The organism is Cellulomonas sp., assembly GCF_035634735.1.
In the GTDB taxonomy this organism is placed as follows: domain Bacteria; phylum Actinomycetota; class Actinomycetes; order Actinomycetales; family Cellulomonadaceae; genus Cellulomonas.
In genome coordinates this window covers 1-14016 of record NZ_DASQCJ010000016.1, presented here as the reverse complement: position 1 = coordinate 14016, position 14016 = coordinate 1, and the positions used below count along the sequence as shown (strand labels likewise).

12 protein-coding genes and 1 pseudogene are annotated in these 14016 nt (G+C 75.0%); all 13 read left to right on the top strand.

Annotated elements, in window-relative coordinates; translation table 11 throughout:
• Positions 1–283, top strand: a pseudogene (locus VER05_RS01545) (methyl-accepting chemotaxis protein); the annotation flags it as partial.
• A gap of 163 nt (positions 284–446) precedes the next feature.
• The gene (locus tag VER05_RS01540) at positions 447–2183 is read left to right on the top strand and encodes a methyl-accepting chemotaxis protein (protein ID WP_324843642.1); all 1737 of its coding nucleotides are present in this window, start codon (positions 447–449) and stop codon (positions 2181–2183) included.
• Between the two features lie 142 nt (positions 2184–2325).
• Positions 2326–3930: a methyl-accepting chemotaxis protein gene (locus tag VER05_RS01535; RefSeq protein WP_324843641.1), complete on the top strand. Its 1605-nt coding sequence runs from the start codon at positions 2326–2328 to the stop codon at positions 3928–3930.
• 239 nt (positions 3931–4169) lie between these two features.
• Entirely contained in the window at positions 4170–5294 is a 1125-nt protein-coding gene (gene chvE, locus VER05_RS01530; RefSeq protein WP_324843640.1) for a multiple monosaccharide ABC transporter substrate-binding protein, read from the top strand.
• The gene (locus VER05_RS01525) at positions 5294–6931 is read left to right on the top strand and encodes a methyl-accepting chemotaxis protein (protein ID WP_324843639.1); all 1638 of its coding nucleotides are present in this window, start codon (positions 5294–5296) and stop codon (positions 6929–6931) included. Before chvE ends, VER05_RS01525 begins: the two co-directional genes overlap by 1 nt.
• 103 nt (positions 6932–7034) lie before the next feature.
• Complete coding sequence (cheB, locus tag VER05_RS01520; RefSeq protein WP_324843638.1) at positions 7035–8240, top strand: chemotaxis-specific protein-glutamate methyltransferase CheB; 1206 nt, start codon at positions 7035–7037, stop codon at positions 8238–8240.
• Positions 8237–9268: a CheR family methyltransferase gene (locus VER05_RS01515; RefSeq protein WP_324843637.1), complete on the top strand. Its 1032-nt coding sequence runs from the start codon at positions 8237–8239 to the stop codon at positions 9266–9268. The genes cheB and VER05_RS01515 overlap by 4 nt, the downstream gene beginning before the upstream one ends.
• Complete coding sequence (locus tag VER05_RS01510) at positions 9265–9648, top strand: response regulator (protein WP_324843636.1); 384 nt, start codon at positions 9265–9267, stop codon at positions 9646–9648. The genes VER05_RS01515 and VER05_RS01510 overlap by 4 nt, the downstream gene beginning before the upstream one ends.
• Positions 9645–10100 (top strand): chemotaxis protein CheX, encoded by a 456-nt coding sequence (locus VER05_RS01505; RefSeq protein WP_166938934.1) that lies wholly within the window; start codon positions 9645–9647, stop codon positions 10098–10100. Before VER05_RS01510 ends, VER05_RS01505 begins: the two co-directional genes overlap by 4 nt.
• Before the next feature lie 67 nt (positions 10101–10167).
• Positions 10168–10530, top strand: coding sequence for a response regulator (locus VER05_RS01500; protein WP_147797104.1), 363 nt, complete (start codon positions 10168–10170; stop codon positions 10528–10530).
• A complete protein-coding gene (locus tag VER05_RS01495) occupies positions 10527–11015 on the top strand; it encodes a hypothetical protein (protein WP_324843635.1) in 489 nt (162 codons plus the stop codon). The genes VER05_RS01500 and VER05_RS01495 overlap by 4 nt, the downstream gene beginning before the upstream one ends.
• 195 nt (positions 11016–11210) lie before the next feature.
• Positions 11211–12272: an LCP family protein gene (locus tag VER05_RS01490; RefSeq protein WP_324843634.1), complete on the top strand. Its 1062-nt coding sequence runs from the start codon at positions 11211–11213 to the stop codon at positions 12270–12272.
• A 7-nt stretch (positions 12273–12279) separates the two neighbouring features.
• On the top strand, positions 12280–14016 hold a 1737-nt coding region (locus VER05_RS01485), incomplete at its 3' end, for a glycosyltransferase family protein (RefSeq protein WP_324843633.1).

Here is a 14016-nt window from a genome sequence, read left to right as displayed (position 1 = left end):
GGTGGGGGCGATCGGCGAGATCTCGCACATCATCGCGAGCATCAACGACTACCAGCTGACCATCGCCTCGGCGGTGGAGGAGCAGACGGCGACGACCACGGAGATGTCCCGCTCGGTGGCCGAGGCCGCGACCGGCTCGGGCGAGATCGCCACCAACATCACCGGCGTGGCCTCGGCCGCGACCCAGTCCTCCCAGACCCTCAACCAGATGGGCGACTCGATCGGCGAGCTCGCCCGGCTGTCCGAGGACCTGCGCGGCCGGGTGGCCCGCTTCACCTACTGAGCCCCCGCGCCACCGACCGGCCGCGGCACCCCCGGGGGTGCCGCGGCCGGCGGCGTTCAGCGGGGCTCCACCCCGGGTTCACCCCGGGCCGGGGCTCACGCGCGGCCCCCGCCGGTCGATCGGAGGCGCAGCAGGGGACAACGCCCAGTCTTGAGGAGCCACCATGAGCGTCACCACGACGTCGAGGAAGCCGTCGACGGCCGCCCTCGACCGCGTGCCCACGCCGCGCGGCCCGGGCGGGTCCGTTCCCGCACGCGCCGCCGGCACCCCCGGTACCCCGGGCCAGGAGCGCCGCACCGGCCGCGCCGCCGCCCTGTTCGTCGACCGCGGCGTCCGCACCAAGATCCTGGTGCTGCTCGCGGTCGTCGTCGCGGTCGTCGCGGGCACCGGCGCGTTCGCGTCGGTGCGGATGCAGTCCCTGGCCGCCAGCACCGCGCTGGTGCAGAGCGTGTCCTCCGACGTGATCGCCCCGCTCGCGGTCGTGCACCAGGAGGAGATCAAGGCCCGGATGCTGATCGCCCAGACCGCCGCGAGCGTCACCGAGACCGACGCGGAGCAGCAGGAGGCGCTCGACAAGATCGCCGGCACCGACGCGGACCTGCAGGCCGCCGCCGACGCGTTCGAGGCCGGCCTGGCCGGCGTCGAGATTCCCGGCTGGGCCGACTTCCAGACGGCGTGGGCGCAGTGGCAGCAGATCCGCGACGACCAGCTGGTCCCGGCCGCCTTCTCCGGCGACGACGCCGAGTTCCAGCGCATCACCGAGGGCGACGCGCAGACCGCCATCGACGCCATGATCGCCGGCCTGGAGGCCGCCGAGCAGAACGCCGACGAGTTTTTGCGCACCACCGCCGACGCCGCGTCCGCCCAGGCCACCTCCGGCGCCCGGGTGCTGCTGTTCGTGCTGTCCGCCGGCGTGCTGCTGGTCGCCGCCGTCGGCCTGGTGATCGCCCAGGTGATCCGCCGCCAGGTCACCGAGGTGCAGCGCGCGGTCGAGGCGATGGCCGACGGCGACCTCACGGTCGTGCCGGCGGTCGACTCCGCGGACGAGCTCGGCCAGATGGCCCGGGCCGTGACCCGCGCGCAGGAGAACCTGCGCGCCACCGTGTCCGGCGTGGTCGAGACGGCCCAGACGGTCGCCGCGGCCGCCGAGGAGCTGTCGGCGGCGTCCCACCAGGTCGTCGCGGGCTCCGACGAGACCTCCGCGCAGGCGGGCGTCGTGGCCGCCGCGGCCGAGCAGGTGTCCCGCAACGTGCAGACGGTCGCCGCCGGCGCCGAGCAGATGGGCGCCTCGATCCGCGAGATCGCGCAGAACTCGACCCAGGCCGCGCGCATCGCCGGCCAGGCCACCGACGTCGCCCGGACCACGAACGACCAGGTGGCCCGCCTCGGCGTGTCCAGCCAGGAGATCGGCAACGTCGTCAAGGTCATCACGACCATCGCCGAGCAGACCAACCTGCTGGCGCTGAACGCGACGATCGAGGCGGCCCGCGCCGGGGAGGCCGGCAAGGGCTTCGCGGTCGTCGCCGGCGAGGTCAAGGAGCTGGCCCAGGAGACGGCGAAGGCGACCGAGGACATCGCCCGCCGGGTCGAGGCCATCCAGGGCGACACCACCGGCGCCGTCGCGGCGATCAGCGAGATCTCGCAGATCATCGCCTCGATCAACGACTACCAGCTCACGATCGCCAGCGCGGTCGAGGAGCAGACGGCGACCACCAACGAGATGTCCCGGTCCGTCGCCGAGGCGGCGACCGGCTCGGGGGAGATCGCCACGAACATCACCGGGGTCGCCGCGGCGGCCGCCGAGTCCTCGCAGACGCTGAACCAGATGGGCGGCTCGATCGGCGAGCTCGCCCGGATGTCCGAGGACCTGCGCGCCCGGGTGGCGGGCTTCCGGTACTGACGGCCGGACCGACGTCCCGGCCCCCGCGGCGGCGGGCGCGCGAGGTGGTTCCACCCGCTCACCGAGCGGCAGAACCGCTCGCGCGCCCGCCGCCGCGGCCGATGGGAAGGACGTAGGTCCCCCCTCGACGAAGGAACGACAGATGAGCGTGCAGCACGACGGCTCCCCCCGGCGGCTCTGGGCCGACCGCCCGGTGCTGGTCAAGATCCTCACCGCGGTGCTCGTGATGGTGGCCATGACCGCCGTGGTCACCGCGGTGGCCATCGGGTCGCTGCGCCAGCTGCGCGAGGACGCCGCCGAGATGTACTCGGGCAACGTCACCCCGCTCCAGCAGCTCACCGAGATCCAGCGCGCGTTCCAGGGCGACCGGGCGCGGGTGATCCAGTACGGCATCGCCGACGCCGAGACCCGCGCGACCCTGACCGACGAGCTCACCGAGCGCCAGGCCGACCTGGCGTCGCAGATCGAGGCCTACCGGGAGAACGCCGTCAGCCAGGACGACGTCGACACGATGGTCGCGGCCCTGGACGCGTACTACGCCGCCGCCGAGGACACGCTGTTCCCGATGGCCGACGCGGGCGACACCGAGGGCTTCGGCAGCTACTTCAACGAGACCGTCCGGCCGCTGACCACCGGCGTCATGGACGCCATGCAGGTCGAGACCGCCTCGCAGGGGGAGCAGGCGGCGGCGCTCGCGGCGGAGACCGACCAGCTGGGCGCGCGCTCGGTGTGGATCACGGTCCTGGTCGCGCTGGTCGGCGCCCTCGCGGCGAGCGTCCTGGCGTGGGTGGTCGCCCGCGGGATCGTCCGCCGGATCGGCGGCGTCTCGCACGCCCTCGCCGCGGCCGGCGACGGCGACCTCACCGTGCCGTCCGGCGTGTCCGGGCGGGACGAGATCGGCACCCTGGCGGTCGACCTCGAGCGCACCCAGACCAGCTTGCGCGGCCTGGTGTCCGGCGTCGTCGAGACCGCCCAGACGGTGGCCGCGGCCGCCGAGGAGCTGTCCGTGGCCTCGCACCAGGTGGTCGCCGGCTCCGACGAGACGAGCGCCCAGGCCGGCGTCGTCGCGGCGGCGGCCGAGCAGGTGTCCCGCAACGTGCAGACGGTCGCGGCGGGCGCCGAGGAGATGGGCGCCTCCATCCGCGAGATCGCGCAGAACGCCTCCCAGGCGGCCAAGGTCGCCGGGCAGGCCACCGACGTCGCCGCGGCGACCAACGACCAGGTCACCCGGCTCGGCGAGTCCAGCCAGGAGATCGGCAACGTCGTCAAGGCGATCACCAGCATCGCCGAGCAGACCAACCTGCTGGCGCTGAACGCCACGATCGAGGCGGCGCGGGCGGGCGAGGCCGGCAAGGGCTTCGCCGTCGTCGCCGGCGAGGTCAAGGAGCTCGCCCAGGAGACCGCGAAGGCGACCGAGGACATCGTCCGCCGGGTCGAGGCGATCCAGGCCGACACCGGCGCCGCGGTGACCGCGATCGGCGAGATCAGCCACATCATCGCGAGCATCAACGACTACCAGCTGACGATCGCCTCGGCCGTGGAGGAGCAGACCGCCACGACCACGGAGATGTCCCGCTCGGTGGCCGAGGCCGCGACGGGCTCGGGCGAGATCGCCACGAACATCACCGGCGTCGCGTCGGCGACCGCGACCTCCTCGCAGACCCTCGGGCAGATGGGCGACTCGATCGGCGAGCTCGCGCGCATGTCGGAGGACCTGCGCGGCCGGGTGGCCCGCTTCACCTACTGAGGCGCGGCCGCCGGCGCCGCCCGCGCCGAGTGAGCAGGGAACGGGTCGAGTGTGTATCCGCCGGATACACACTCGACCCGTTTCTTGTCCCCTCGCCGATCCGGCGGCGCGCGCGGCCGGTCGGCGCGTTCACCCGGCGTTCACCCCGCGGGAGCGCTCACATCCGCGGCGTCCCGGTCGATCCGAGGGGCACGGCAGCGGCAGGGAGCGCTGCGGCCGGATCGGACGAGGGAGTCGAGATGAGGCACGGGAAGCGCCGCCGTGCGGGGAATGCGCTCGCCGCGTCCCTCGCCGTCGCGGCGGTGGTGACGGTCGCGGGCTGCGGGTCCGTCGACGCGGGGGGCGCCGGCGACGGCGACCGCCCGCTGGTCGGCGTGGCGATGCCCACCACCACGTCGGAGCGGTGGATCGCGGACGGGGAGAACGTCCAGGACCAGCTGCAGGCGCTGGGCTACGACGTCGACCTGGAGTACGCCGAGAACGACGTGCCCACCCAGGTGCAGCAGCTCGAGGACATGATCGCCGCCGGCGCCGACGCGCTGGTGATCGGCTCCATCGACGGCGTCGCGCTCAAGGACGTGCTGGCCGAGGCGGCCGCCGCGGACATCCCCGTGATCGCCTACGACCGGCTGATCCGCGAGTCGCCCGACGTCGCCTACTACGCCACCTTCGACAACGCGCGGGTCGGCGTCCTGCAGGCCACGCAGCTGCTGCAGGGCCTCGGCGTCCTGGACGCGGGCGGCGAGCCCACCGGGGCGACCGGCCCCTACAACGTCGAGCTGTTCGCCGGCTCGACCGACGACAACAACGCGAGCGTGTTCTACGCGGGCGCGATGCAGGTGCTGCAGCCGTACCTCGACTCCGGGGTGCTGGTCGTGCCGTCGGGCGAGACCGACTTCCAGACGATCGCCACCGCCGCGTGGGACCCGAAGAACGCGACCGCGCGGATGGAGACCCTGCTCCCGCGGTACGCGGGCGTGCGGCTCGACGGCGTGCTGTCGCCGTACGACGGCATCTCGATCGCGATCCTGGACGCCGTGAAGGGCATCGGCTACGGCTCCGACGCCCAGCCGCTGCCGGTCGTGACCGGTCAGGACGCCGAGCTCGCCTCCGCCAAGTCGATCGCCGCGGGGGAGCAGTACGGCACGGTCTACAAGGACACCCGCCAGCTCGCGGAGGTCGCCGTGTCGATGGTGCGCGCGCTGCTGGACGGCGCGGAGCCCGAGACCAACGACAACGCCTCGTACGACAACGGCGTGAAGGTCGTCCCGTCGTACCTGCTGGCGCCGCAGGTGGTCACGGGCCAGAACTACCGCCAGGTCCTCGTGGACGGCGGCTACTACTCGCCGGAGGAGCTGGGCTGATGCGCACCACCGACCACACCCCCGCCCCGGCCGGCGCGCCCCGCCGGAGCCGCGCGTCCTGGTTCTGGGACCGCCCGATCGCGCTGAAGATCTCCGTCTCGCTGCTGGTCCTGGGCGGCACGTTCGCCCTGGTCGGCGGCGTGGGCGCCGTGGCGCTGTACCGCGCGGGCCAGCACCTGGAGGAGATGTCCGGGCTGACCGGCGACCTGCAGTCGGCGATGTCCGAGCTGCGCACCGCCCAGGCCCGCAGCCACCTGCTCGTGCACCGCGCCGCCGAGGCGACCGACGAGTCCGTGAAGGCGCAGCTGCTCGAGTCGTCCGCGTGGAACGACCGCGACGTCGCCGCGCAGATCGACGCCATCGACGCCTACCCGCAGTCCGACACCCGGCAGTGGGCCGACTTCGTGACCCGCTGGGACGCCTGGACGGCCTACCGGGACGGCACGCTGCTGCCGTTCGTGCAGGCGGGCGACCTGCCCGGCCTGCGCACCGCCCTCGCCGCCGACGCGTCGGCCGACCCCGACTGGGCGGGCCGCGCGCTCGCGCTGGCGCAGGGCCAGGTCGACGCCCAGGTGGACCAGATCCTCGCCGACAGCCGCGCGGAGGTGGACCGGACGATCGTCGCGCTGGTCGCCGCGTTCGTCGTGGGCGCCGCCCTGTCCGGGCTGCTCGCGGTGCTGGTCATCCGCCGGATCACCCGGGCCGTGCGCAGCGTGCAGGGCTCGCTCGAGGCGATGGCCGACGGCGACCTCACCGTGCCCGCGGCGGTGCCGTGGCGCGACGAGACCGGCCGGATGGCCGAGGCCCTCGACCAGGCGCAGGAGTCGCTGCGGACGACGCTCGCGGGCGTGGTGGACGCGGCCGGCTCGGTGGAGACCACCGCCGCCAGCCTCACCGCGTCGAACGGCGACGTGGTCGCGGGCTCCCAGGAGACCTCGGCCCAGGCGGGCGTCGTGGCAGCCGCGGCCGAGCAGGTGTCGCGCAACGTGCAGGCGGTCGCCGCCGGCGCCGAGCAGATGGGCGCCAGCATCCGGGAGATCGCGCAGAACGCCTCGCACGCCGCCAAGGTGGCGAGCCAGGCGACCGACGTCGCGGCCGCGACGAACGACCAGGTGGCCCGCCTCGGCGTGTCCAGCCAGGAGATCGGCAACGTCGTCAAGGTCATCACGAGCATCGCCGAGCAGACCAACCTGCTGGCGCTGAACGCGACGATCGAGGCCGCTCGCGCCGGGGAGGCCGGCAAGGGCTTCGCGGTCGTGGCCGGCGAGGTCAAGGAGCTCGCCCAGGAGACCGCCAAGGCCACGGAGGACATCGCGCGCCGCGTCGAGGCCATCCAGAACGACACCACGGCGGCCGTCACGGCGATCGGGGAGATCTCCCAGATCATCGCGAGCATCAACGACTACCAGCTCACCATCGCGTCCGCGGTGGAGGAGCAGACGGCCACGACGACCGAGATGTCCCGGTCCGTCCAGGAGGCCGCCACGGGGTCGGGTGAGATCGCCAGCAACATCACCGGGGTCGCGGGCGCCGCGGCGCGCTCCGCGGACGTCCTGGGCGGGGTGTCGTCGCAGGTCAGGGACCTCGCCACGCTGTCCGCCGACCTGCACGAGCGGGTCGCGCGTTTCACCTACTGACGGCGCCCACCGGGCCGCCCCGGCGGCTCAGGAACCGGCCGTACCGACCGATCAGAACCACGAACCCGGCCGGTGCGGCCGGTCCGCATGTGAGGGGAACTTCGTGACCAGGATCCGTGTGCTGGTGGTCGACGACTCGGTCGTCGTCCGCCGGCTGGTGACGGACTCGCTCTCGCGCGACCCCGACATCGAGGTGGTGGGCTTCGCCTCCAACGGGCGCATCTCGCTCGCGAAGGTCGACCAGCTGGCACCCGACCTCGTCACCATGGACATCGAGATGCCGGAGATGAACGGCATCGAGGCGGTGCGCGCGCTGCGCCGCAACCGGCACACCATGCCGATCATCATGTTCTCCACGCTCACCGAGCGCGGCGCGTCCGCCACCCTGGACGCCCTCGTCGCCGGCGCGACGGACTACGTGACCAAGCCCGCGAACGTCGGCAGCGTCCAGGAGTCGCTGGACCGGGTCGCGAGCGAGCTCATCCCGAAGATCAAGGCGCTCGTGCCGCACCGGTCCGGTGCCACGGGGGCGCTCCCGGCGGCCGGGGCCCCGGCCGGCGCCGCCCCCGCCGGGGCCCCGGCGCCGCGCACCCGCCTCGGCGCGGGCGCGCCCGCCGGCCCGGCGCCGGTCGCCTCCTCGGCGCACGCCCGGCGCCCCGTCGTCACCCGGCAGGCCCCCGCGCCGCACCCGGTCAGCGCCCTCATCATCGGCTCGTCGACCGGCGGCCCCGAGGCGCTGTCGAAGGTCATCGGCGCGCTGTCCGCCCCGCCGCCGGTGCCCGTGCTCGTCGTGCAGCACATGCCGCCGGTGTTCACCCGGCAGCTCGCCGCGCGGCTCGACCGGCTCGGCCCGGCGACCGTCGTGGAGGCCGCGGACGGCGACCTGCTGCAGGCCGGCACCGTCTACATCGCCCCCGGCGACCACCACCTCGAGCTCAACCGGTCCGCCGGCCAGCTCCGCGTGAAGCTGACCGACGGCCCGCCGGTGAACTTCTGCCGGCCCGCCGTGGACGTGCTGTTCCGGTCCGCCGTGCGCGAGCTCGGCGGGCAGCTGCTCGCCCTCGTGCTCACCGGCATGGGCGCGGACGGCCGCACCGGCTGCGAGGACGTCGTCGGGGCCGGCGGCACCGTCCTGGTGCAGGACGAGCCCACCAGCGTCGTGTGGGGCATGCCCGGGGCGGTCGCGACCGCCGGGTTCGCCCACCGCGTGCTCCCCCTGGGCGAGGTCGCCCCCACCCTCGAGTCCGTGCTGGCCCGCGCCGGCTCCGGACGCCCCGCAGCAGCAGCCCCGATCGGAGGTCGGCCATGAGCCTGACCCAGGACACCTTCGCCTTCGTCGCCGACGTCGTGCGGCGGCGCAGCGCCATCCAGCTGGAGGCCGGCAAGGAGTACCTCGTGGAGAGCCGGCTGCTGCCGCTCGCCCGCGACGGGGGCCACGCCGGCGTCGACGCCTACGTCCGCGAGGTGCGCGCCGCGCGCCGCGAGTCCGACCTGGCCGACATCGTCGAGGCGCTCACCACCAACGAGACCTCGTGGTTCCGGGACAACACCCCGTTCAGCGCGCTCCGGACGCACGTCGTCCCGGGCCTGCGCGCCGAGCGGACCGTCCTGGACGGCCTGCGGGTCTGGTCGGCCGCCTGCTCCACCGGGCAGGAGCCGTACTCCATCGCCATGACGCTCACCGACGTGCTCGGCCCGGGCGCCCGGTTCGACATCACCGCCACCGACCTGTCCGACCAGGTGCTCGCGCAGGCCCGGTCCGGCCGGTACTCGCAGCTCGAGGTCAACCGCGGCCTGCCCGCGCCGATGATGGTCCGCTGGTTCCAGCGGAACGGCCACGACTGGCAGATCGCCGACGAGCTGCGCCGCACGATCACGTTCACCAAGCACAACCTGCTCGACCCGCCGCCCCCCGGCCCGTTCGACATCGTGTTCCTGCGGAACGTGCTCATCTACTTCGACCTCGAGACGAAGCGGTCGATCCTCGGCCGGGTGCACCGCGCGCTCCGCCCGGGCGGGTACCTCGTGCTCGGCGCCGCGGAGACGACGATCGGGGTCGACGGCGACTGGGAGCGGGTGCCCGTCGAGCGCGGGTCCGTGTACCGGCCCGTGCAGGCCGGCGCCGTGCCCGCCCCGCGCCCCGCGCCCGGCGCGCTCACCGGCGCCACCCCCGCGGTCCCGGCGGCCGTGGGCGCGACCACCCCGTCCTTCGGGGGTGTCGCCGCCCCCGCCACCAGCACCACCTGGCCGGTCCAGCCGCGACCCGCCACCACCACCCTGCCCACCGCGCCGCGGCGGCCCGCCGGACCGGCATTCGAACAAGGAGTGACGCGATGAGAGCACTGGTCATCGACGACTCGCGGACGATGCGACGCATCGTCGCGGGCGCCCTGGAGAACCTGGGGTTCAGCACCGTCCAGGCCGGTGACGGGCAGCAGGCGCTGGACCTGCTCGAGTCCGGGGAGGAGGTCGACCTCGCCTGCATCGACTGGAACATGCCGGTGATGGACGGCCTCACCTTCGTCACGCGGGTCCGGGCCGTCCCGGCCTGGCGCAGCATCACGCTGATGATGGTCACCACCGAGAGCGAGCACGGCCAGATCGTGCGCGCGCTCGCGGCGGGCGCCCACGAGTACCTGATCAAGCCGTTCACCACCGATGCCATCCGCGACAAGCTCGACCTGCTCGGGCTCGTCCCCGCCGAGGAGCCCGTATGACCGCCGCCGCCGTGGAGCAGGACCAGGTGTTCGCGATCGCCGAGGAGGTGTTCGCGGCCATGATCGACGGGGAGCCCGGCTACCTCCGCCCCTGGGAGGGCGAGGTGCCCGCCCCGGCCGAGCCGCTGGCCGCCTGGGTGGACGTGCACGGCGAGCTCGCCGGGCGCGCCGCCGTCACCACCGACGTGCCCACCGCGCACGAGCTGACCCGCGCCCTGCTGGGCATGGGCGCCGACGAGCCGGTCGGCCCCGAGGACCTGCAGGACGCGTTCGGCGAGGTCGCCAACGTCGTCGGCGGCAACATCAAGGCGCTGCTGCCGACCCAGGGCACCCTCGGGCTGCCCCAGGTCGAGTCGGCGCTCCCCGCGGCCCCCGCCGGGTCGCTCACCCACGAGCTGCGCCTGGACTGGCGCGGCCGCCCCCTCGTCGTCGTGGTCTCGCTGTTCCAGTGACCCGCGGCGCCGCCCGAACCCCCGCGACCACCGTCGCGGGACCCGCCACCGAAGGGAAGTGACGAGCATGATCCGCGTGCTCATCGCCGACGACAGCCGGGTGATGCGGCAGATCGTGATCCGCACGCTGCGCCAGGCCGGCTACGACTGGGACGTCCGCGAGGCGTCCGACGGCCAGGAGGCCCTCGAGGCCGTGCGGGCCGACGAGCCCGACGTCATCCTGTCCGACTGGAACATGCCGAACCTGACCGGCATCGACCTGCTGCGCGCCCTGCGCGCCGAGGGGTTCGGCACCCCGCTGGGGTTCGTGACCTCCGAGGGCTCCGAGGAGATGCGCACCACGGCCGAGGAGGCCGGCGCGCTGTTCCTCATCGCCAAGCCGTTCACCGCGGACACGTTCCGCGAGGCGATCGACCCGGTGCTCGCATGAGCGACGCCACGCCGCTGCCCGCGGCCATGGAGGTGCGCGAGCACTGGGAGGGCCTGGTCGGGCGGGACATCACCGTCACGACCGGCGGCCCGATGGTCGACCCGGTCCTGAACGGCGGGGCGCTGGTCGGCGTCTACGTCGACAAGCTGATGAAGCTGTCCGCGCTCGTGCTGTTCGACCTGCCGCTCGCCGCCCACCTGGGCGCGTCGATCGCGCTGGTCCCGGCCCGCACCGCGCAGACCGCCGTCGAGGAGGAGCAGCTGCCCTCGGCCCTGGCCGAGAACGCCGGCGAGATCCTCAACGTCACCGCCGCGCTGTTCAACGTCGGCGACGCCCCGCACCTCAAGCTGGACAAGTGGTACGCCCCGCGCGAGCCGCTGCCGGCCGACGTGGCGCAGTGGGTGCTGGCGTACGTCCGCCGGCTCGACCTCGAGGTCGAGGTGTCCGGCTACGGCGCGGGCACCGCGTCGGTCCTGGTCATCTGAGACCCGCACCGCGACACCCCTAGGTGGCGTCGGCCCGGCCCTGGTGGTCGGGGCGGCGCCACCTAGTCGTCGGGGGCCCCGCGGGCGGGACCGCGGGGCGAAACCGGGTCGAACCGGGCGGCGGCCGCGGGCCGGCCACGCACACGTCCCCCGCGCGGGACTGAGTGGGCCCGGCGCCGGGCCAGGTTGGCCGCCATGCCGACCCGCCGCCTGCACGCGCGCCCCGAGCGGCGGCGCACCAGGCGCGCGCTCGTCGTCAGCCTGTGCCTGCTGCTCACCCTCGCCGTGCTGGCCGCCGGCGGCGTCTGGGGCCTGCAGCGGTGGCTCCTCGGCCGGGTCGAGACGTTCGCCGACCCGTTCGCCGGGCTGACGGACCGGCCCGCCGCCGCCTCGCCCGCCGCCACCGCCGCCGCGGGCGCGACCCCGCTCACCCTGCTGCTGCTCGGCTCGGACAGCCGGATCTCCGCGGGCGACCCCGCCCAGTGGCAGCGGGGCGCCCAGCGCACCGACACGATGATGCTGGTGCACCTGCCCGCCGACGGGGGCGCGGCCTACGTCATGTCGATCCCGCGGGACTCCTGGGTGGACGTCCCCGGGCACGGCGAGGCCAAGATCAACGCCGCGTTCGCGTACGGCGGGCCGGCCCTCACGGTGCAGACCGTCGAGCAGCTGACCGGCGTGCGGGTCGACCACGTCGCGGTCGCCGACTTCGAGTCGTTCGCCGCGATCACCGACGCGCTCGGCGGCGTCCGGATCACGCTGGCGGAGGACTTCACCCACGACGGCACCACGGTCGAGGCCGGCCAGCACCGCCTGCTCACCGGCGACCAGGCGCTGCGCTGGGTGCGCGAGCGCAAGGGCCTCGCGCGCGGCGACTTCGACCGGATGCACCGGCAGCAGGCGTGGATCCGGGCGATGGTCGCGACGATGCGCAACGAGCGCACGCTCGCCAACCCGCTCACCTCGGTGCCGTTCCTGCGCGCCGTCGGCGACGCGGTCGCGACCGACGAGGGGCTGGACGCCGCGGCGGTGGCCGACCTCCGGGACCGGGTCGCGGACCTGGCGTCGACGGACCTCACGTTCTTCACGGTGCCGACGCAGGGGACCGGGCGCAGCCCGGACGGGACGCAGAGCATCGTCGTGCTGGACCGGCCGGCGCTGGCGGAGCTGATGGCCGCGGTGCGGGCGGACGCGGTGGGGGAGTACCTCGCGGCGGGTGGCGGCGCGGTGGACCTGCTGCCGCCCGTGGTCGAGTAGCCCGGCGGTGGCACGGGGACGGGACGCCGTGGCGCGGTGGCGCCGCGAGCTCTGGCACCTGCGGCACGGCGGCGTGCGGGCGTGGCGGCGCGCGCGGGCGCGCCGGGGGGTGCCGGGCGCGGGGGCCGGGGGCGTCGGACGGGCCGGGGCGGCGGGTGTCCCGAGGCCCCCGGAGTCGGTGCTCGACCTGCCCGCCTGGCCGGTGCCGGACGCCCCGCCGCGCCGCCGCGGGCTGCAGGTCGCGGTGGTGCTGGACGAGTTCTCCGCCCGCGCGCTCGCGCCCGAGTGGCAGCAGGTCCCCGTGACCCCGCGGGACTGGCGCGAGCGGCTGACGCGGGAGCCGGTCGACCTGCTGCTCGTGGAGTCCGCGTGGCACGGGACCGGCGGAGCCTGGTCGTCGCACCTGGTCGGGCCGTCCGCGCCCCGGCCGGCGCTGCGCGAGCTGGTGGCCTGGTGCCGCGCGCGGGGCGTCCCCACCGTGTTCTGGAACAAGGAGGACCCCGCGCACTACGCGGACTTCCTGGGCGCGGCCCGGCTGTTCGACCACGTGTTCACGACCGACGGGGACCGGCTCGCCGACTACCGCCGGGACCTCGGGCACGACCGCGTGGGCGTGCTGCCGTTCGCGGCGCAGCCCGCGCTGCACAGCCCGGTCCGGCGGCTGCCGGTGCACCAGGAGCGGGACGTGGCGTTCGCGGGGATGTGGTTCGCGCACCGGCACCCGGAGCGCCGCGCGCAGCTCGCGGTGCTGCTCGCCGCCGCGGACCGGGCGGGGACGCGCATGGCCACGGGGCTGGAGATCCTGTCCCGGCAGCACGGCGGCGACGAGCGGTACCAGTTCCCGGCGCCGTGGGACCGCCGCGTCGTCGGCGCGCTGCCGTACCCGCGGATGCTGACCGCGTACCGCGCGTACAAGGTGTTCCTCAACGCCAACACCGTCGTCGGCTCGCCCACGATGTGCGCGCGTCGGGTGTTCGAGATCAGCGCGTCCGGCACCCCCGTGGTCAGCACGCCGAGCGCCGCGCTCGCCGCGACGTTCCCGCCCGACGAGGTGGCGCGGGTGGCGGACGAGGACGAGGCGGAGCAGGTGCTCCGGGCGCTCGTGCGCAGCCCCGCGCTGCGCGACCGGATGGTGCACCGCGCGCAGCGGCGGATCTGGGCCGGGCACACGTACGCGCACCGCGTGGACGACGTGCTGCGCGCGGCGGGGCTCGAGCAGCACGTCCGCACCGGCGGCGCGCCGCCGCGGGTGTCAACGCTCGTGTGCACCCGCCGCCCCGAGCAGCTCGGCGCCGTGCTGCGCACGCTGGCCGCGCAGGCGCGCGTCGACGTCCAGCTCGTGCTGCTCGCCCACGGCGGCGGCGCGCCGGCCGCCGAGGTGCGGGCCCGCGCCGCCGACGCCGGGCTCGCCGACGCCGTCGTGCTCGCGGCGGGCGCCGAGGTGCCGCTGGGCGCGTGCCTGAACCGCCTGGTCGACGCCGCGGACGGCGACGTGGTCGCCAAGATCGACGACGACGACGGGTACGGCCCGCACTACCTGGCCGACCAGGTCGCGGCGCTCGGCTACAGCGGGGCGGACGTGGTCGGGAAGCAGGCGCACTACCTCTACCTCGCCGGGGCCGACGTCATGCTGCTGCGGTCCCCGGAGCGCGAGCACCGGTTCACCGACCGGGTGTCCGGCCCGACCCTCGTGACCACCCGCGACCTCGCCCGCGCCGTCCCGTTCCCCGCGCTGCCCCGCGGG